Origin of the sequence: Desulfuromonas soudanensis (assembly GCF_001278055.1) — a bacterium.
Classification (GTDB): domain Bacteria; phylum Desulfobacterota; class Desulfuromonadia; order Desulfuromonadales; family WTL; genus Deferrimonas; species Deferrimonas soudanensis.
The window spans coordinates 1,135,842-1,155,004 of the sequence record NZ_CP010802.1; the positions used below are offsets into that span (position 1 = coordinate 1,135,842).

Sequence of the window (19,163 nt, forward strand, 5' to 3'; positions counted from 1 at the left end):
CATTTCTGCTTAAATTTTACGCATTCTAGCATGGAGAGAAGGGAAAGCAAGGGGAAAATGCCTCCCCCTTCGAAGTGCCGAGGTTTGGATACTGTATACAAAATCCCCTTGACATCCCGGCATCGAGTTGTTAGAACAGTATTTGTTTGGATTCATTTTCATGGAATGATCATCAGGGTGACCGGTCGGGGTCGCCCGACCATGCAATCGCTTTCAGGGGGGATACCGGGCCTGTTTTGCGCCGGGCCGTCCTCCTCAGGTTGTATGTGGCAGTTTGGCGAGGTGGGTCTGCAACCCACCGGATTTCATTTCACTAAAGGAGAGAGAGTATGTCGAAACTGAAGGAGATTCTGTCCAAGAAGATTGAGGACCACCGTCCCCGCACCACTCGGCTTGTCAAGGAGTTCGGCAAAGTCAAGATCGACGAAGTGACCATCGACCAGTGCATCGGTGGCGCCCGCGATATCCGCAGCCTCGTCACCGACATCTCTTATCTCGACCCCCAGGAAGGAATCCGGTTCCGCGGCAAAACCATCCCCGAGACCTTTGCGGCTCTCCCCAAGGCGAACGGTTCCAAGTATCCGACCGTCGAGGCGTTTTGGTTCTTCCTCCTCACCGGGGATGTGCCGACCCAGAAACAGGTTGACGACGTTGCCGCCGAGTGGAAGACCCGCCAGGTCGTTCCGACCTACGTCTTCGACGCCATCCGCGCCCTCCCCCGCGACAGCCATCCGATGGTCATGCTCTCCGTCGCCCTGCTGACCCTGCAAAAAGACTCCAAATTTGCCGCCTTCTACGGCTCGGGCAAATTCAACAAGATGACCGCCTGGGAATCTGTCTACGAAGATGCCAGCGATATCGTCGCCCGCATCCCCGTCATCGCCGCCTTCATCTACAACCTGAAATTCCGCGGCGACAAGCAGATCGCCATCGATCCGAAGCTCGACATGGGTGCCAACTTCGCCCACATGATCGGTCAGAAGGAAGAGTACAAGGATGTGGCCCGCATGTACTTCATCCTCCATTCCGACCATGAATCGGGGAACGTTTCGGCCCACGCCACCCATCTGGTCCATTCCGCCCTCTCCGACCCCTACTATGCCTACTCCGCCGGGATCAACGGTCTGGCCGGCCCGCTGCACGGCCTTGCCAACCAGGAAGTGCTCGACTGGACCATGCAGTTTCAGGAGAAGTACTGCAAAGGCGTCGAGCCGACCAAGGAACTCGTCACCAAGGCCCTGTGGGACACCCTCAATGCCGGCCAGGTCATCCCGGGGTACGGTCACGCCGTTCTCCGCAAGACCGATCCGCGCTACATGTCGCAGCGGGAATTCTGCCTCAATACCCCGGGGCTCAAGGACGATCCTCTCTTCAAGCTCGTCTCCATGATCTTCGAGGTCGCTCCCGGCGTCCTCACCGAGCACGGCAAAACCAAGAATCCCTGGCCGAACGTCGATGCCCAGTCGGGCGTCATCCAGTGGTACTACGGCCTCAAGGAGTGGGACTTCTACACCGTCCTCTTCGGCGTCGGTCGTGCCCTCGGCTGCATGGCCAACATCACCTGGGACCGCGGCCTCGGCTACGCCATCGAGCGTCCCAAGTCGGTGACCACGGCAATGCTGGAGAAGTGGGCTGCTGAAGGCGGGCGCAAGCTCAGCTGAGTCTGTCCCTGACGCAAAAGCGCCAAACAAAAAAAGTGGGGAGATGCTTTCGGCATCTCCCCTCTTTTTTTTTGTCCGGTGTCGCGGTAAGGAAAATTCGGGCATCCCCTCCCCGCGGCGGAGGACCTCAGGGCAAAGGGGGCTGGCGCCGGGGTTTCAGGGTGAAACCGGCTGCTTCTTGGCCGGGCGCGAGGCGTAAAGGAGGAGTTTGCGGTCGGTGTAGCTTTCCACCTCGCCGGCAAAGGTCTCGATCTGGAAATACTCGTGGATTTTGGCGGAAGCCTGGATGAAGAAGTTGTTGAGATTCTGCACCCCCTGGCGGTTGAGTCCGGCCCTTTTCGCCCATTCCTGAAAGTCGTGGGTCTTGGGGAAAGTCTTGGTCTTGTGGACCTCGAACCCCGCCTCCTCGACCATTGCCACCCATTCCTGTTCGGTGTAGGTGCGCACATGCGTCGGGTCGCGCATCTGTTCCAGGTCCTGGTAGAAGTCGGCAATTTCCGGGTCCTCGGGGCGGAGGGTGTCGATGATGACCATTCTTCCCCCCCGGCGCAGGACGCGGTGAAATTCCAGAAGGGCCCGGGGGACGTCGGGGAAGTGATGGGGAGCGATGCGGCAGGTCAGCAGGGTGAAGGAGCCGGCCGGAAAGGGGAGATCCTCGGCGTCGGCTTCGCGGAAGGTGATGTTCTCGACGCCCCCCTCTTCGCTGATATACTCCTGGGCCTTCTTCAGCATCAGCATGGTCAGGTCCGAGGCGACGACGCTGCGCACCAGGGGGGCGAAGTAGAGCGCCGTGTGCCCGCCGCCGCAGGCGACGTCGAGAAGCGCGTCGTCGGTGGTCGGTTTGAGAAGACGCGCGGCCTCGGCGAGGTCGTCCCCTTTGGCAAACCCGCTGTTGCGCACGTATCCGTCCGCGGTGCGGGCGAACTGGTCGCGGACCTTTTCTTTGAAATCCTTGCTCATCGGTCGCTCCTGAATGGATCCTTCAAGGTGGGTCAAGTATAGCATTTGCCCGGCAAAATGTTCGACCGGAGACCCCGGGTCTGCTCAAACCATGAAAAACTGCGGGAGGATAGCATGAAAAAGGCCCGGTTGGAAGGGCCGGGATGGTGATTTCGCCGCCGGGTTTCCGACCCCTTCCCCGGGAGACGCCGGATTTCCCCCTGCATTACCGATGTGCATCGAATCGGGGATGGAATGACTCTTGCTAAACCCGTGCTCAGTCGCTTGCCGGGTATTGACGGCCGGCACTGCCAAACCGCGCCGCTGCGCCTCCCCCGCCCCCTCCCGCCGGGACGGGGCGGGCGGAAAACCGTCTCGCCGGCAATTCTCGGACAGAAACCTGACCGCACCAAAGGACAAGGACGACCATGGAAGGCATCGCCAAAACACTGACGGAACTCGGCATCGGGCTGTGGCGCGAGTTCATTTACATCCTCCCCTTTCTGGCCATCGGCGTCCTCCTCGAGGCGATCATCCGCACCTTTAAGTGGCACGTCAAGATCCGCAAGGCCCTGACCCACTTCGGCGTCCTCTCCATTGCCGTCGCCACGCTCCTCGGTGTCGCCAGCCCCCTGTGCGCCTGCGCCACACTCCCCCTGGTCATCTCCCTCCTCCTCGCCGGGCTCCCCCTCGCCCCGGCCATGGCCCTGCTGGTGACCTCGCCGCTGATGAGTCCGGCCGGCTACACCCTCCTCAGCTGGGAACTCGGTCCGGGGTGGGCCAACGTCGTCCTGACCTGCGCCATCTTCATGGGGCTTTTTGCCGGATACGTCACCCAATTCCTGCGCCGCTACGGCTTCACCGAAGACCGGCTCTTCCGCGAGGCCCTCCCCGCCGGGGATTTCCATGACCCCGACTATCCCGTTGAGGAGCTGCGCTGCGCCTGCGGCCAGCAGCTCTCCCACCGGGTCGACCGCTGCACCCACAACAAGTTTTATGTCTTTCTCGCCCGCTTCTGGGAGGGGACGCTGAAGATCGGCAAGTTCACCCTCATCGGCCTGATGATCGAGGTGATCGCCATGGCACTGATCCCCAACGAATGGATCTCCACGCTCCTCGAGGGGAACGGCGTCATGCCGATTTTTGCCCTGACCTTCGCCACCATCCCCCTGCATCTCCCCCAGGTGACGGCGGCGGCCATGCTCTACGCATTCCTTTCCCCGGAGATCGGCACCGGGATCGTCCTCGCCAAGGGGGCGGGGATTGCCCTTCTCATCGGCGGCCCGGTCACCGCCCTGCCGGTGATGGGGGTCTTCCTCACCATGTTCCGCCGCCGCGTCCTCTTTCTCTATCTGGCGCTCTGTATCACCGGCACCCTCTTTCTCGCCCTGACCTACCGCATCCTCCCCTTCACCTTCTGAAAATCCGGGATTCCCCCGGCGGGGAAGGACATTCGGCCACTGTTCGTTCAGCCCTTCGGGTTCCGTAAAGAAAAGAGGCGAGGCCGTCCCCGGGGGACGGCCTCGCCTCTTTTTTTCGCTCCCGGGAGAAAGAGTTACTGGCCAATAAAGAGCGCCAGTTCGATCAGGTCGCCGTCGCCCCGGTGAAAGGGGAAGAGGAGTCCCATATGGCCGGGAGGGACGGCGATCCCCGCCTGTAAACGACTCACCGAAGGGGGGGAGATCTCCATGAGCCTCCCCTTCTCGGCGCTTTTTGCCCTCAGGTTGCCGAGGATGGTGCCGAGAAACCCCCGCAGCGCCTCATCGAGGATCTCGACCGTCTCCCCGCTCAGGTCGTCTTTTTTGAGGATGGCTCGGGCGATGGAATTGTGCGTCGCCGGGGAGACGGAGAGGAGGTAGCGTCCCGAGGCCGGGCCGGTAAAGGTCATGGAGGCCCGCACCTCGGATCCAGCGAGACTGTCGACGATCCGGCAGGGACCGGGGCGCGTCGGGAGATCGGCGATGCGTCTCAGCAGTTTGCCGGTCAGGTCGGCGGTCATCTCCCAGAGCTGCGGTTCCGCTACCACCTGCGGAAGACGGCTCCCCTCCCTGGCGCAGGGAGCCTGATCCATCCTGAACTCCTGCAGCAGCCGTTCCAGGTCCTCCTCGCCCAGGCCGCAGATGCGGCGGATCGCCTCGCCGATATAAAGATGGTGATTCCTCTGCCAGGTGAGAATCTCCTTCTTCTGCATTTCATCGAGCAGTCCGAGCCGGACGGCGATTTCGCCAAAACGCAGATCCTCCGAGCGCTGGGCCTCATGGATCCGCAGGACGTCGCTGTCGTTGAGATGGCGCATCTTGACCGCGATCTCTCCTGCCTTGAGATTGACGGACCCCTGCAGTTCAAGGGCCTTGCGGAGCGTCTCTCTCGAGACCACCCCCCTTTCCACCAGAAACTGCCCGAAAAATTTGACGGCCATATCGATTGAACTCCCTGAAGAAAACGAAGTTGATTCGTTTGCGTCCGTAGCGACTGGGACGAGCGGCTCTTCCGGCAGCGCCTGTCAATCTCCCGCCATAAAAAAGGACTTCTCCGGAGAAATTGCACTTATCGGGCCATGAACGTCAGTCGGGAAGAAAAGGCGTAAATCCAGGGTGTTGGCGGCGGGAAAGATGGCGGGGAGGGAGGGGCCAGGAAAGAAGGTCGGTCCGGTAGTCAGGGTCTTGACAGTCGGCCGCAAAGGGGGCGTGCCTTTGCGGGGAGGGGAGGGGGACAAGCGTGGACCCGGGGAGGGGATCGGTGGTATGGTGTCGGAGACGTTCGAACCCCTTTTCCCCTCCCGCAAAGTCTCTGGAGCCGATATGCCCGAAACGCTTCACCCCTTTGAAACCCTCACCCCCAGCTTCGTCATGGATGCCGTCGAAAGCCAGGGGTTTGTCTGCGATTGCCGCACCTTTGCCCTCAACAGCTACGAAAACCGGGTCTACCAGGTCGGTATCGAGGACGGCGAGCCGCTCATCGCCAAGTTTTACCGTCCCGGGCGGTGGAGCGACGCCGAGATCCTCGAGGAGCACCGCTTCTCCTTCGAGCTCGTCGAGCACGAACTTCCGGTGGTGGCGCCGCTGACCAACGCTGCCGGGGAGAGCCTCTTTGCCCACGGCCCCTTCAGCTTCGCCCTCTTTCCCCGCAAGGGGGGGCACGCCCCCGAATTCGACAACCTCGACAATCTCCTGGTGATGGGGCGCCTCCTCGGCCGCCTGCACAGCGTCGGGGCGGTGCGCCCCTTCGTCCATCGACCGCGCCTCGACTGCCAGGGCTTCGGCCGCGACAGTGTCGCCCTGATCAGCGAAAAGTTCATCCCCCCCGAGTACAAGGCGAGCTACGACGCCCTGACGGCCGACCTGCTGCAGGGAATCGATGCCCTGATGGACGGCAGGCATCGCTACATCCGGGTGCACGGCGACTGCCATGCCGGCAACATCCTCTGGCGGGACAACGCCCCCCACCTCGTCGATCTCGACGATGCCCGCATGGCTCCGGCGGTCCAGGACCTGTGGATGATGCTCTCCGGCGACCGTCCGCGGCAGATGCTGCAGCTCGCAGAACTTCTCGACGGCTACGGCGAATTCGCCGACTTTCACCCCGGCGAGCTGCGCCTGATCGAGGCGCTGCGCTCCCTGCGCATCCTCCACTTTTCCGCCTGGCTGGCGCGGCGCTGGAGCGATCCGACCTTCCCCCATCATTTCCCGTGGTTCAACACCCCGCGCTACTGGGGGGAGCACATCCTCGCCCTGCGGGAGCAGATTGCCGTCCTGTCCGAACCGCCCCTGCAGGTTCCGTAGATCCTGCCGGCACCGGCCCCATTGCAGAGAAGCGAAAAAACCCGGCCATATCCGCATGGATAATGGCCGGGTTTCAGCAGGGACGACAACCGTGTTCCTTCCGCTCCCGGTGACAGGGGGCGGCAGTGCGGAAGCACCTTTGCCAAAGAAAAACCGGACCCTGGGCCCGGTTGCGATTGCAGAGGGAACAGCCGCGGTCAGTTCAGGCGTGAGAGAATTTCCCGTACTTCCATGGCCAGCGGCTCGGAAGGGGTGATGACGACGTCGCGCTCGGCTATGGTTGCCCGGTAGCGGTCAGCCTCCTGATGGTGCTGGTAGGCCTCGCGCAATTCATCGGAAACCCGGTTGATGGTCTGGGCGGAAAGGTTGTGTTCGGCCATCAACGACTTGAAACTCTTGACCTCGTCCCCTTCGATCCAGGCAATGCCGAACCGTTTGGGCGGCTTGCCGATGAAGACATAGCCCCCGTTCTCACCGGGGACCACTTCCAGCGGGTCGGAGACCTCGCGGGCAAGTTTTTCGAGATGGCCGCGGATCGCCTTCAGTTGCCCCGCGGCTGCGGTATCGGTCTCCAATTCCGGGTACTCGGGCTGGCTGCCGAACATCTTGGCAAAAATTCCCATGGTTGCTCCTCCTTTCCAGAACGATGGTTTATTTTTAACCTTAACGGACGGTCGGTGAAATTCAACCCGTTTAATCTGTTTCCCGGCGGTTTTTTCCTTGGGCTTTTTTGCTTTCGCGTCAATTTCGGCCTCAGTTTTCTCCCTCCTCCCCCCCAGTGCGGCATTACCGCCTTATCACCAAAGCAGCCGCAAGCGCCGCTGCGCCGATCGTCTTGTGTTCCTCTTCCCTCCCGTCGACCTCTTCGGCATCGGTGTCCAGCGCCCGGAAGGTTTATTTTGAGTACATTGACAGGCGTTGCCAGTTAGGTATAATTCCTATCTCGCGCGACACCTGGAAAGATAGAGAGCATGAATCGGACGTCGGATACAAACGAGCGGCACCTGTCCGCCTTCGAGACGGCCTGCCGGAAGCTGGGGTTGCGACTGACCCATCAGCGGCTGGAAATCTATCGCGAGCTGCTCGACGCCGTCGACCATCCGTCGGCCGAGGTGCTGCATCAGCGATTGCGCAAGAAAATTCCGACCCTCTCCCTCGATACCGTCTACCGGACGCTGGCCACTTTCGCGACTTACGGGCTGAGCCACCGGGTGGAAACCGTGCAGAGTCAGGGCCGTTTCGAGGTGAGGCAAAACGAACATCACCATTTGATCTGCAGCCGCTGCCACAGGATTATGGATTTTTACTGGAGCGGCTTCGAGATGCTCCCCCTGCCGGAGGCCATCGCCCCCTGGGGCCGGGTCGAAAGCCGCAGCGTCGTGATTTACGGCGTCTGCCATGTCTGTCTGTCCCGTAAGGATCAGGGCTGACCCATACAAATTTTTTCGGTTGTTGGTAGGAAAAATTCCTAGTAAGTATTTTTTATTTCCAAATACCGGAGCGATACACGCAGTCTGTCCCAGCCGTGAGAGCTTGCCGGGACAGACTGGGTATGATATCGCCGCGGCAAAATCTCTGGTTAGCGGTGCAGAGCCAAACCTGAAGTGAAAGGAGAACAAAGATGAGTGAAGAGAGCAAGTGCCCGGTCACGGGTAAATCCAGCAAACGGGTCGGCGGCGGGACCTCGAACCGGGACTGGTGGCCGAACCAGTTGAACCTTCATATCCTGCACCAGCATTCCTCCAAGTCCAATCCGTTGGGTGAGGAGTTCAATTACGCAGAGGAATTCAAGAAGCTCGACCTTGCGGCCGTAAAGAAGGATCTTGAAAGCCTGATGACCGACTCCCAGGAGTGGTGGCCGGCTGACTGGGGTCACTACGGGGGGCTCATGATCCGGATGGCGTGGCACAGCGCCGGCACCTATCGCATGGGCGACGGCCGCGGGGGTGCAGGCTCCGGTTCCCAGCGCCTGGCGCCCCTCAACAGTTGGCCCGACAACGTCAACCTCGACAAGGCGCGCCGCCTCCTCTGGCCGATCAAGCAGAAATATGGCCGAAAAATCTCCTGGGCCGACCTGATGATCCTGGCCGGCAACTGCGCCCTGGAGTCCATGGGCTTCAAGACCTTCGGCTTCGGCGGCGGGCGCGAAGATGTGTGGGAGCCGGAAGAGGATATTTATTGGGGATCGGAAGATAAGTGGCTCGGCGACCAGCGCTACAGCGGTAATCGTGACCTCGAAAATCCCCTCGCCGCCGTGCAGATGGGCCTGATCTACGTGAACCCGGAAGGGCCGAACGGCGAGCCTGATCCGGTCGCCTCCGGCCGCGACGTGCGCGAAACCTTCGCCCGTATGGCGATGAACGACGAGGAGACCGTTGCTCTGGTCGCCGGCGGGCACACTTTTGGTAAATGCCATGGCGCGGCTCCTGCCACCCATGTCGGTCCCGAGCCCGAAGCGGCCGGCATCGAGGAGCAGGGCCTCGGCTGGAAGAGCAGCTTCGGCCGCGGCAAGGGGGGCGATACGATCAGCAGCGGAATCGAGGGGGCCTGGAAACCGAACCCGACCCAGTGGGACATGGGCTACCTGAAGGTCCTGTTCAAATACGAGTGGGAACTGGTGAAGAGTCCGGCCGGTGCCAACCAGTACCTGGCCAAGGACGTCGCCGAAGAGGACCTGGTGGTCGACGCCCACGATCCGACCAAGAAACGCCGGCCGATGATGACCACGGCCGACCTCTCCCTGCGCTTCGACCCGATCTACGAGCCGATCGCGCGGGGCTACCAGCAGAATCCCGAAAAATTTGCCGATGCCTTTGCCCGCGCCTGGTTCAAGCTGACCCACCGCGACATGGGCCCGCGCTCGCGCTATCTCGGTCCCGAGGTCCCGGCCGAGGAACTGATCTGGCAGGACCCGGTCCCCGCCGTCGATCACCAGCTGATCGACGCGCAGGACATCGCCGCCCTCAAGGGGAAGATCCTCGCCTCGGGGCTGTCGGTCTCCCAGCTGGTGGCGACGGCCTGGGCGTCGGCGTCCACCTTCCGCGGCTCCGACAAGCGTGGCGGGGCCAACGGCGCACGCCTCCGTCTTGCGCCGCAGAAGGACTGGGAGGTGAACCAGCCGGCGCAGCTGCAGACGGTGCTGCAGGCCCTTGAGAAAATCCGGAAGGAGTTCAACGGTGCGCAGGCTGGCGGCAAGAGGGTTTCCCTTGCCGACCTGATCGTCCTCGGCGGTTGCGCGGCCGTCGAGCAGGCGGCGAAGAAGGCCGGTCAGGTTGTCACCGTTCCCTTCGCGCCGGGTCGCACGGATGCGTCGCAGACGCAAACCGATACGGAGGCGTTCGCCGTCCTCGAACCGAAAGCGGACGGGTTCCGCAACTACCAGAAGAGCAAATATGCCGTATCGGCGGAGGAGTTGCTGGTCGACCGGGCGCAACTGCTGACGCTGACGGCGCCGGAGATGACGGTTCTGATCGGCGGCCTGCGCGTGCTGAATGCCAATTGTGGACAGTCCCGACACGGCGTCTTCACCAGGCGCCCGGAGACGCTCACCAACGATTTCTTCGTCAATCTCCTCGACATGGGCACGACCTGGAAATCGACATCGGAAGACGACGACATCTTCGAGGGGCGGGATCGCAAAAGCGGCGAACTTAAATGGACCGGCACCCGTGTCGACCTCATCTTCGGTGCGAACTCCCAACTCCGGGCCGTGGCGGAAGTCTACGGCTGTAAGGACTCGCAGGAGAAGTTCCTGCACGACTTTGTCGCGGTGTGGGACAAGGTCATGAACCTGGACCGTTTCGACCTCGCCTGAGCCTCCGATCAACGCGTATTAAGGTGTCCACAATAAAAGAAAGCCCTCCCCGATTCGGGAGGGCTTTTCTTTTCATCTCTTTTGCTCTCGGGTCAGCCTTCGCCTCAAATCTCCCCGTCATCCTCCCAGGGGGGCGTTCCCGCGTCACCACCTTCGGAGTTGCCGGAGGTGGGGATGCTGCTGCTGCCGATCGTCTTGAGCTGCTCTTCGAGCCAGCCGACCAGTTCGGCGACGGTGCTCGAGAATTCCTCGGGCGTGCCGGCGACGGTGCGCAGGGCGGTGTCGAGACGGCGGGCGGCGCTGAGGCTCGCCTTGATGTGGATTTCCGGCGGCGGCTCCTCGTCGCTTTTGGCGGCGGCGACCTCCTTGAAGCGCTTGAGGACTGCCGGGTGGCTGCGATCCTCCTCGATGACCGCCTTGCGCAGGTCGGCGTACTCCTCCTGGGTAAAGTCCTTCTCCTCTCGGGCCTTGCGCAACAGATCGACGGAGCGGTAGTCGGGGAGGGGCTTGAGCTCCCGCTCTCGGGCGAGGAGTTCGGGCTCTTCCTTTTCCATGAAGCGGTAGGCCATGGTCAGCTTCTGGGCGGTCGGTTTCTTGATCCGCACCTCCTGGGTGCAGTAATCATCAAAAGAGTTGTAGCCCCACTGGCGGAAAAGATTTTTCGTGCTGACCTTGAGGAGTTCTTCGCCAAGCTCGACCCAGGAGGACTTGAAGACCTTGGCGGTGGCGAGGATCCGGTAGCGGTCGGAGGCGGGGTCGAGCTCCTGCATGATCCGTTCGATGGCCACTTCGGCCTTGGATTTGGGTGTGTTGTCCATGGTGTCACCTTTCCCTGTTGTTGGCCGGGGAGTTTAGCACAGGGGAGCGGGGGGGCAAAGGGACTTTTGCCTTGGCGCCGCCGGGCGCCTCAAGTACAATCACCCCCGGCAGAATTTACCGCAGCAAGGAGAGAGACCTATGAAAGACAAGGGATTCGTGGTCGGGCCGGAGACGGTGCGCATGCTCGAGCTGGGGCACCCCTGGGTGATCGCCGACCGCTACACCAAGCTCTGGCCGGCCGGCAAGGCCGGGGACGTCGTCCCCCTCTGCGACGAGAAGGGGCGCCTTCTGGCTACGGCCCTCCTCGATCCCCGGGACCGGGTGGTGGCGCGGGTCCTTCAGGCAGGCGCCATGCGCCTCGACCGACCCTGGCTACAGCGGCGCCTCGCGGCGGCCATCGCCCTGCGGGAGGGGCACGCCGACCTCGAAGGGACGACGGCCTACCGCCTCGTCAACGGCGAGGGGGACGGCCTGCCGGGGGTGACCGTCGACCGCTACGGCGAGCACCTGATGATCCAGCTCTATGCCGCCTCGTGGACGCCGCATCTCGCCGACCTCGTCGCCGTGCTGCAGCAGCTCCTCTCCCCGGCGGGGATCTATGAAAAGTTCCGTCCCCAGCAGACCCGGGCCCTGGGGAAGGAGGAGTCGAAGAAGTACAGCCGGCTACTGGCCGGAAGTCCTGCGCCGGGGCGGATCAAGGTGCTGGAGAACGACCTGAGCTTCCTCGTCGAGCTCGAAGAGGGGCTTAACACCGGGCTCTTTCTCGACCAGCGCAACAACCGCCGCGACCTGATGCGGCGCGTGGCGGGGAAGCGGGTGCTCAACCTCTTCGCCTACACCGGCGCCTTCTCCGTGGCGGCGGCGGCCGCAGGGGCCGAAAAGGTCACCTCCGTCGACGCCTCGGGGGCCTATCTCGACTGGGCCAGGGAGAACTTCGGCGCCAACCGCCTCAATCCCAAGCGCCACGACTTTCTCACCGGCGACTGCTTCGCCGTCCTCAAGGAGCTGCAGAAGCAGGGGCGGACCTTTGACGTCATCCTCATGGATCCCCCCTCCTTCTCCACCACCGCCAGGAGCCGTTTCACCACCAGCGGCGGCACCTCGGACCTGGTTGCCCTCTCCCTGCCGATGCTCGCCGCAGGCGGCCTCCTCATCACCTCATCCAACCACCAGAAGGTCGATCTCGCCGACTATCTCAAGGAGCTGCGCCGCGGCGCCCTCCAGGCCGCATGCGAACTGCGGGTCGTTTCCAGCGTCGGCCAGCCGGAGGATTTCCCCTATCCGGTGACCTTCCCCGAGGGGCGTTATCTCAAGTACGTGATGAGCGTCAAGGGGTAGGGTGTGTTGCCGAGTCCGGTTCCCGGGCGGGGAGGAAGACCTCGCGGTAGAGGAAGTCGTAGCCGGAGAGCTCGGGCTTTTTCAGGACCGGGTGCCCCTTGGGGAGGATGACGAAGGGGCGCAGCTGCTCCCCTCCGACAGAGCCGTGGCCGCCGACCTGGTCGTCGAAGCAGGCGATGCGCTCGCCGTCGTAGGCCCCGAAGAGGATGAGGTCGCCGGCGAGCTTGTCCCCGGCAAAGGAGATCAGGTCCGGCAGGAGTTTCCAGGGGTCGCCGTAGGGGCGCAGAAAATCGACGGCGCTCCCCGTCGCAAGCCCGTCCTCGGCCACGCAGAGCCGCCCCTCCCGGTGAAAGAAGCAGACTTCCCCCTCCTCCCCCCGCGCCAGCATGAAACCGATCCCCGCGTGACCGCTTAAAAAATCGAGGAGCTGCGGCTGGGCCTCCTCGATCTCCATCCAGGTCAGAGGCCGGGGTTTCCCGGTGACGTAGAGGTGCGCCAGGGAGCTCGAATAGGTGATGACCACGCCGTTCTCCGGGTCGACCTTGAGGGTCTCCGGGACCATCTCGCCGATGCGCCGCTGCAGGTAGTTCTTGCACCTTCGGAAGAGGCGCTGGCGCACCCCCCTCGGTCGGGCCTCGATTTCGTCCTGCAGATAGCCGAGCTGGGCGCGGGTGAAATCGAGGGGGCCGGCGATGACGGCGGCGGGGTTCTTGTCACGGAGGAAGGCGCTGACCGTATCGCCGAGGGTGGCGCCGAAGCGGCTGTGAAAGGGGTAGGCGGGGGTCTGGCCATGATCGGAGAGGAGGATCAGCTCATAGTCGGCGCCGGGGGCGTGTCGGAGCATGCGCATGATCTCGCCGATACGCTGGTCGGTGTAGCGCAGGTTCTTGAGCGCCGGGGGGGAGGCCGGTCCGAAGTGGTGGGCCAGCTCGTCGTAGCCGCTGTAGGTGGTGTAGATGCAGGGGACCCCGGCGTAGATGTCGGCGATCACTCCGAACGTCTGCAATTCGCGGAGGATGACGTTGCAGAAGATGCGGATCAGGGGGAAGAGACCCTCCCGCACCTGCCAGGGACGGGTCTTGCGGTGGCGGCGCCGGTCGTTGCGGTCGATGAAGTATTCGAGGACCGTCTCCAGGGCCAGGCGGCAGACCCGCAAGGGGTGAAGGAGAAGGAGGAGGAGGCGCCAGCCGCCGAAGCGGCCGAAGAGGGTCTGCGGATGGGGGGAGGCGACGGTGAAGATGCTGCGCTCGGCGCCGCCGTCGAGGATGTTGGCGTAGGACGATCCGCCGCTGAGGATCCCCTGGCGCCCGGCAAAGAGGCGCTCGCGGAAGGTCTGCACGTCGTCGAGGTCGTTGCAGGTGAAAACCCGTCCCTGCTCCTTGTCGAACCAGCGAAAGGCCGGGATCCCCCGGCTCTGGCCGTAGAAGATCGCCCCGAGGGCGGCGGGGGTGGTGCTCGGCAGCCCCGCCTGGTATTCCCGCAGCTCGAAACCGCGCCGCAGGTGGCGGGCGATGCGGGGGAGATAGCCGCGTTTGAGGGCCAGCTGCAGGTGGGGGGCGGAGAGGCCGTCGAGCTGGATGCCGACGAAGCCGCGCTTGGGACCGGCGGCACGGCGGCTGAGCCGTTCGCTGCGAAACGGATAGAACTTGCAGAAGTAATAGATGCGAAACAGGCGGTCGAGTAGTGGCATCCGGATTCCCTGGGCCTGCGAGGAATGGCTGCGGCCAAGTATAGCAGATGATTAGTGAAATAAGTTCATCGGGTCAGGAGAGGAGGAGTCCGAAGTCTGTTCGTCGGGGCGTAAGAACAAGGAAGCCGGCACCCCTTGGGGTCCCGGCTTCCTTGTCACTGGCTATTTGACCACGGTGACCTTGTTGATGGTCACCGGGGTGGTCGGGACATCCTGCTGCCCCGCCTTGGTTCCCGTCGCCACCTTTTCGATGGCGTCGACGACGTCCATGCCGGCCGTCACCCGGCCGAAGACGGCGTAGCCGTAGGCCGAAGGGGTCTTCCCCTGGTGGTTGAGAAAGGTGTTGTCGACGGTGTTGATGAAGAACTGGGCGGTGGCGCTGTCGACGACGCTGGTGCGGGCCATGGCCAGGGTGCCGCGATCGTTGGTCAGGCCGTTGTCGGCTTCATTCTTGATCATCCCCTTGGTCTTCTTCTGCCCCATGTCGGGTGTCATGCCGCCCCCCTGCACCATGAAGCCCTTGATGACGCGGTGGAAGATCGTCCCCGCGTAGAACCCGTCCTTGACGTAGCCGAGGAAATTTTCAACGGTGATCGGGGCTTTTCCGGCATTAAGTTCGATGGTGATCTCGCCCATGGAGGTTTCCATGCGGACGACGGTGAGCTGCTCGCTCATGATTGATTCTCCTTTGTCTGGAATTGAATTGTCCGAGGATCCGGACGGGGTCAGATATAACACGGGCGGGATCGTCAGCCAGCTGTTTTTTCGAGCTTTTCGGCAAGCCACATCTTGATAATCGACTGGCGGGGCACCCCGAGTCGACGCGCCTCCTTGTCCAGAGAATGAATCATCCAGACCGGAAAATCGACATTGACTCTGCGCTGTTCCTGTTCGGGACGGCGTGCCTTGGACAGGTCAAGATCGTCAATGACGCTTTCGCCTTGATCAAATTTTTTGTCGAAATCTTCAGCTTTCATACAGTGCGATCTCCTCTTGTCGCGAGCGCCGGACCGAGATGAGGCGAATGACTTCGTGGCGATAAGTGATCACCGCCGACCAATGTTTGCCATCAATCTTCCCGACGACAAGCCATCTCGGTTCATCGCCGGTTTTCGCCGGCACTTCCAGCAGGTCGGAATCGCCCCAGAGCATTTGCGCTTCATCAAAATCGATGCCGTGCTTTTCAAAATTGGCGGCACTCTTTTGTGGGTCGTATTCGAAGCTCATGGTATAAAAAATATACCTTTCATCGGGCTCAGTCAATGTTGATTTCGGGTTGATGGGTAAATTGTAATGTCAGGCCTTGGTCAAACGGATTGTCTGAGATGCTTTTCAAAGAGGCGGCACATCCTGCTGAAAGCACGCAATTCTGCCTGATTCATGCGGTGATGATGATCGGGCAGAATGTCGTCCATTTCGACGGCGATGATCAGTGTCGCCAGTGGATCGGCCTGATAATCATCGTAGAGGGAAACGCGAGAGATGATGATTCCACCGAGCAGCCAGAGGTTGTCGCGATACTGGACAAAAGTCCTTCTTGTCACCCCCGCTACGTAAAGGGCCTGGAGAAATTCGGCAAAATAGGACAGCAGCTTGCGACCGAAAACAAGATCTTCCCTGACCCCCATCCAGGAGTTAGGCCAACCGTCAAAATCCGGGGCCCAGTGGCGAAAAGTGGGTTGGTTGTCTGGCATGGCAATTCCAGGATAGTTCATTGTGTGTTTGAGGATTGGGACGGACTGCTCGTCTCATGCACCGTTGTAGCCACAGACTCCGGCGCGTGGCGAGTTGGGGATCGGCAGATAACCGGCTTCGTCACCACAGCTATGTCCTGTTGCGCACTCCTGGCAGAGCCAGCCTTCACCTTCCCAATTGCATTCGGGGCAGATGCGCACCGCAGGATGTTGCTCGCAGGCATCGCAGGGAATCTCCGGTGGATGGTTGCGGGCCAGGATGGTTATCGATTTTCCACTGGGCGCCGGCCCCTTGTATTCACCGAGGACCTTGATCCGCAGCTCCGTGGTCTCGCCCATGTCGTAGTCATAATCTATTTCATCACCCGACCTCAGCGACGCGGCCAGCCGTCCCTGCATGCCGATGGTCTGTTGCCCGACGAAAAACTGGCTCATATGGCCACAGCATTCCAGCCAGAGGTTGCGCAAAAACGTATCCAACGTTTTGAAGGTTGCCCGCTCATCCACCTGCAGGTGCAGCCAATAGTCCGAGGGATAACGGGTCATGACCTGCAGGTGCAAGCTGAAACGCTGATCATCCTCAACCAATTCCGCCGGTTGTTGCGTCAGGCAGCTGGCCAGGTGTTTGCCCATGCCCGAACGGGCGTACTCTTTGCCGCAGAGGGTGCAGGCTCCCTTGGTGGCCTTGTGTCTCATGTCTCGCGACCTTCCAGCTGCTTCACCAGCCGGTCGAAGTCACTTTCAAACAGCCGGTCCTGCACGATGCGGTATTTTTCGAACTCGCTTTCGGCATGGGCCTTGGCCAGCTCTGCTGTCACTTTTCCTGCATCCTGAAGAATTTCCCGGTCCCATAGTTTCAGAAAACCCGCCAACCGTTTTTCCCAGTCTTCCATCGTCATGGGGATTTTGCGCATGGCTTGAAGCTCCGCCATATCAAGGTAGGCCGAAACAATGCGCTGCATCTGTGCCAGTTCGAACTCGTTGAGGTAGTTCTTGGCGATGGAGACATCGTATTTGTGGATTTTCCCCTGAGGCGCACCCTCCCAATGGGTCAGCCCCATGTTTTCCTTCCTGTGATCGGCGCGATCGACAATGACTTCCGCCGCCGTCTGGCCGTGGATGGCGTAGTGCAGCTTGTTCTGCACGGCGGCGAAAAATCGCTTGGTGGCGGTGGCCGTCGGGTCGTAATCCAGCGCGGTGGCGTAGATGTCGGTGATCTTCTGGTAGAACTTGCGCTCGGAAAGCCGGATCTCCCGGATCTTTTCCAGCTGGCGTTCAAAGAACTCATCGGTCAGGTTACCACCGTGTTTGAGGCGTTCCACATCCATCGTCCAGCCCTGAATGGTGTAGTCCTTGACGATCTGGTTGGCCCATTTGCGGAACTGCACCGCGCGTTCGTTTTCGATCTTGAAGCCGACGGCGATGATGGCCTGCAGGCTGTAGTGTTCAACCTCGCGCCGAACCTCCCTGTTGCCTTCAGTTTGAACTATTAAGTATTGCTTAATAGTTGCCTCCCGCGTCAGTTCGTTGTCGGCGAAAATGCGTTTCAGATGCTGGTTGATGGCGGGAACCGAGACAGCGTAGAGGGTTGCCATCATCTTCTGCGTCAGCCAGATGTTCTCATCCTCGTAGCGCATTTCCACGCTGGCTTCCGAACCGCCTCCAGCCGCGGCAAAGGTCAGGTATTCCGCCGCCGAGGAACGGACGAGGGATATCTCCTGTTTTTTGGACGCCTGTGGTTTCTTGTTCTTACTCATCCCGGATACCTCTCATTACCAAATGACCTGCAGTCCGGATACAGTAGCCAGTTTGCGGTCTGATGTCACCAATTTGGCTTTATGGATCAAGGTACTGGCTGCGATGAGCCGGTCGGCAGGATCGCCATGGGGGCAAAATTCCGCTAACGCACTCTTGACGGCAATCTCCGGGGTTATCGGGATGACAACAATTTTCCGGGCCGCCAGAACAAGTTGTATAAATTCCAGGGCATTCGTTCCAGGATCAAGCCGTCCCTTTGCCACCAGCATGGCGATCTCCCAGAGCGAAATATCACAACAAGCCAACTTCCCGGCTGCGTCCGCCTGGGCAATCGCTGCCGTCGCCTTCTTGCTGAGTCGTTCCGGATCGAGAGCATCAAAAATCAGGGCGCACGTATCAAGGATCAGCACGACTGACCTCCCATTCCTCATCAAGGGGAGAGATGACATCATCGATACGGCTGGTTGCACGCAGCGCGGCCAGGCGTTGCCGCGCATTTTGCCGATCATCTTCTGGCGGTAAAAGGCGCGCAATGACCTTGCCCCGCGAGGTCAAAACGATATCCTCGCCCTTGCGTACTTTATCGAGATAGTCGGGGAGATGATTCCGGAATGTGGTAACGGATACTTCGAGCATGGCACGCCTCCTCTTTATGTACACTTCAAACGTACATCTATTGCTGGGCGAGGTCAAGGTATGAATCTTTTGCTTTGATTGGATAGGGGCACTGCGAATGAGGATCTTGAGGTCGGGTTTATGCCACAAAGCTCCAATGGAGACGCTGTACGGCGAGTTAGATTTTTAAGAGCGACCCACCCTCAGTTTGCAACTATTAAGTATTGCTTAACAGTTGCATCGCGATGATGGTTTGAAAATGGGGATGGAGAGTTGACCTTTTGCACCACTCCCAACAGTTATAGGGATTGGGGTAAATCGAGCCACAATTCACTTCTGGTCCTGTACATCTTTAGTCTGTTAACCACACTTTTTACCGGTGCAGCAAAAATTGCTTCGTAGATAAATTCATCCTCCAAAGGGTCCATGGCAAAGGCGAGTTGCTCTTTCTTGATGTTGAATTGGGCATTGATCCCGTTGGTGTTGCCCCGCGCATCGACTCGAATCCATTTGTCGAGGGTTGCGAGGTAGATGGCATTAAAGCCGTGCAAAACCGGCTCATTATCGACAGGGGGATCCAGGCGTAAAACCTGGTAGCAGAAACCGGCCGGGATATTTACCGCCCGGAGCAAGGCGGCCAGGAGATGGCTTTTTGCAAAACAGATCCCGGTAGCGTGATGAAGCACTTCGCTTGCTGAGCAGGTCACAATGTCGAGGCCGGCATCATTGGAGTGGGGAATGGTGTCTCTCACCCATTCGTACAAACAACGGGCTTTGGCAACTTCATCGGATAATGACCGTGTAAGTTCCAGAGCCTTCTGCGTGACAGCCGGAGTCTGCCAATCAACAATTGTGTCGGAAACCAGATATTCGTTTAAATCATCCGATTCAGGGTACATGCTGTCTTCAATTGAATTTGTTTCTGTTTGGGCCAACGGGCCGGGGGCGTAGCGGCGGAGCGAAGCGGAGACCGTCTGCCGCCGCCTGGTTGGATCATCTGCCATTCCGCTTGCCTAACAGGCTGTTGAAAAACTATTTGCCCAAGCCCTTGAT

The 19,163-nt window shown here is 60.7% G+C and carries 20 protein-coding genes; 6 read left to right on the forward strand and 14 right to left on the reverse strand.

Annotated features, from left to right (window positions below):
• Window positions 1-329 precede the first annotated feature (329 nt).
• A complete protein-coding gene (locus tag DSOUD_RS05025; RefSeq protein WP_053549975.1) occupies window positions 330-1,661 on the forward strand; it encodes a citrate (Si)-synthase in 1,332 nt (443 codons plus the stop codon).
• A gap of 156 nt (window positions 1,662-1,817) precedes the next feature.
• On the opposite strand, the gene DSOUD_RS05030 is transcribed toward DSOUD_RS05025, so the two are convergent.
• Window positions 1,818-2,621: a class I SAM-dependent methyltransferase gene (locus DSOUD_RS05030; protein WP_053549976.1), complete on the reverse strand. Its 804-nt coding sequence runs from the start codon at window positions 2,619-2,621 to the stop codon at window positions 1,818-1,820.
• A 407-nt stretch (window positions 2,622-3,028) separates the two neighbouring features.
• Here DSOUD_RS05030 and DSOUD_RS05035 point away from each other — a divergent pair, with 407 nt between their 5' ends.
• On the forward strand, window positions 3,029-4,021 hold the full coding sequence (locus tag DSOUD_RS05035; RefSeq protein ID WP_053549977.1) for a permease: 993 nt from the start codon (window positions 3,029-3,031) through the stop codon (window positions 4,019-4,021).
• 134 nt (window positions 4,022-4,155) lie between these two features.
• Here DSOUD_RS05035 and DSOUD_RS05040 read toward each other — a convergent pair whose 3' ends face one another.
• On the reverse strand, window positions 4,156-5,019 hold the full coding sequence (locus DSOUD_RS05040) for a chemotaxis protein CheX (protein WP_053549978.1): 864 nt from the start codon (window positions 5,017-5,019) through the stop codon (window positions 4,156-4,158).
• Window positions 5,020-5,401: 382 nt separating this feature from the next.
• Between DSOUD_RS05040 and DSOUD_RS05045 the strand changes: the two genes are divergently transcribed.
• On the forward strand, window positions 5,402-6,382 hold the full coding sequence (locus DSOUD_RS05045; protein WP_053552298.1) for a serine/threonine protein kinase: 981 nt from the start codon (window positions 5,402-5,404) through the stop codon (window positions 6,380-6,382).
• 197 nt (window positions 6,383-6,579) lie between these two features.
• Here DSOUD_RS05045 and DSOUD_RS05050 read toward each other — a convergent pair whose 3' ends face one another.
• Window positions 6,580-7,005, reverse strand: a complete 426-nt coding sequence (locus DSOUD_RS05050) for a hypothetical protein (protein ID WP_053549979.1) — start codon at window positions 7,003-7,005, stop codon at window positions 6,580-6,582.
• A 348-nt stretch (window positions 7,006-7,353) separates the two neighbouring features.
• On the opposite strand from DSOUD_RS05050, the gene DSOUD_RS05055 reads away from it, so the two are divergent.
• Together DSOUD_RS05055 and katG are read left to right on the forward strand one after the other, a co-directional pair.
• The gene (locus DSOUD_RS05055) at window positions 7,354-7,812 is read left to right on the forward strand and encodes a Fur family transcriptional regulator (RefSeq protein WP_053549980.1); all 459 of its coding nucleotides are present in this window, start codon (window positions 7,354-7,356) and stop codon (window positions 7,810-7,812) included.
• Between the two features lie 191 nt (window positions 7,813-8,003).
• Complete coding sequence (gene katG, locus DSOUD_RS05060) at window positions 8,004-10,196, forward strand: catalase/peroxidase HPI (protein ID WP_053549981.1); 2,193 nt, start codon at window positions 8,004-8,006, stop codon at window positions 10,194-10,196.
• A 104-nt stretch (window positions 10,197-10,300) separates the two neighbouring features.
• Here katG and DSOUD_RS05065 read toward each other — a convergent pair whose 3' ends face one another.
• Window positions 10,301-11,014: a hypothetical protein gene (locus DSOUD_RS05065; RefSeq protein WP_053549982.1), complete on the reverse strand. Its 714-nt coding sequence runs from the start codon at window positions 11,012-11,014 to the stop codon at window positions 10,301-10,303.
• A 139-nt stretch (window positions 11,015-11,153) separates the two neighbouring features.
• Here DSOUD_RS05065 and DSOUD_RS05070 point away from each other — a divergent pair, with 139 nt between their 5' ends.
• The gene (locus DSOUD_RS05070) at window positions 11,154-12,353 is read left to right on the forward strand and encodes a class I SAM-dependent rRNA methyltransferase (RefSeq protein WP_053549983.1); all 1,200 of its coding nucleotides are present in this window, start codon (window positions 11,154-11,156) and stop codon (window positions 12,351-12,353) included.
• Here the strand turns inward: DSOUD_RS05070 and DSOUD_RS05075 are convergent.
• The 10 genes from DSOUD_RS05075 to DSOUD_RS05120 form a co-directional block, all read right to left on the reverse strand.
• Window positions 12,343-14,043, reverse strand: coding sequence for an alkaline phosphatase family protein (locus DSOUD_RS05075; protein WP_053549984.1), 1,701 nt, complete (start codon window positions 14,041-14,043; stop codon window positions 12,343-12,345). The two genes, DSOUD_RS05070 and DSOUD_RS05075, sit on opposite strands and share 11 nt — an antisense overlap.
• 162 nt (window positions 14,044-14,205) lie before the next feature.
• The gene (locus DSOUD_RS05080) at window positions 14,206-14,718 is read right to left on the reverse strand and encodes a peptidylprolyl isomerase (RefSeq protein WP_053549985.1); all 513 of its coding nucleotides are present in this window, start codon (window positions 14,716-14,718) and stop codon (window positions 14,206-14,208) included.
• 74 nt (window positions 14,719-14,792) lie between these two features.
• A complete protein-coding gene (gene brnA / locus DSOUD_RS05085; protein WP_053549986.1) occupies window positions 14,793-15,020 on the reverse strand; it encodes a type II toxin-antitoxin system BrnA family antitoxin in 228 nt (75 codons plus the stop codon).
• Window positions 15,010-15,270 carry a BrnT family toxin gene (locus DSOUD_RS05090; RefSeq protein WP_053549987.1) on the reverse strand — a complete coding sequence of 87 codons (261 nt, stop codon included), beginning with the start codon at window positions 15,268-15,270 and terminating at the stop codon, window positions 15,010-15,012. The genes brnA and DSOUD_RS05090 overlap by 11 nt, the downstream gene beginning before the upstream one ends.
• 80 nt (window positions 15,271-15,350) lie before the next feature.
• On the reverse strand, window positions 15,351-15,737 hold the full coding sequence (locus DSOUD_RS05095) for a hypothetical protein (protein WP_053549988.1): 387 nt from the start codon (window positions 15,735-15,737) through the stop codon (window positions 15,351-15,353).
• 54 nt (window positions 15,738-15,791) lie between these two features.
• Window positions 15,792-16,433 (reverse strand): hypothetical protein, encoded by a 642-nt coding sequence (locus DSOUD_RS05100; protein ID WP_053549989.1) that lies wholly within the window; start codon window positions 16,431-16,433, stop codon window positions 15,792-15,794.
• Window positions 16,430-17,494: a virulence RhuM family protein gene (locus DSOUD_RS05105; protein WP_053549990.1), complete on the reverse strand. Its 1,065-nt coding sequence runs from the start codon at window positions 17,492-17,494 to the stop codon at window positions 16,430-16,432. Before DSOUD_RS05105 ends, DSOUD_RS05100 begins: the two co-directional genes overlap by 4 nt.
• Before the next feature lie 15 nt (window positions 17,495-17,509).
• Window positions 17,510-17,905, reverse strand: a complete 396-nt coding sequence (locus DSOUD_RS05110) for a type II toxin-antitoxin system VapC family toxin (protein ID WP_053549991.1) — start codon at window positions 17,903-17,905, stop codon at window positions 17,510-17,512.
• Entirely contained in the window at window positions 17,892-18,131 is a 240-nt protein-coding gene (locus DSOUD_RS05115; RefSeq protein ID WP_053549992.1) for a type II toxin-antitoxin system Phd/YefM family antitoxin, read from the reverse strand. Before DSOUD_RS05115 ends, DSOUD_RS05110 begins: the two co-directional genes overlap by 14 nt.
• Window positions 18,132-18,409: 278 nt before the next feature.
• Window positions 18,410-19,114 carry a transglutaminase-like domain-containing protein gene (locus DSOUD_RS05120; protein WP_232426502.1) on the reverse strand — a complete coding sequence of 235 codons (705 nt, stop codon included), beginning with the start codon at window positions 19,112-19,114 and terminating at the stop codon, window positions 18,410-18,412.
• Window positions 19,115-19,163 lie beyond the last annotated feature (49 nt).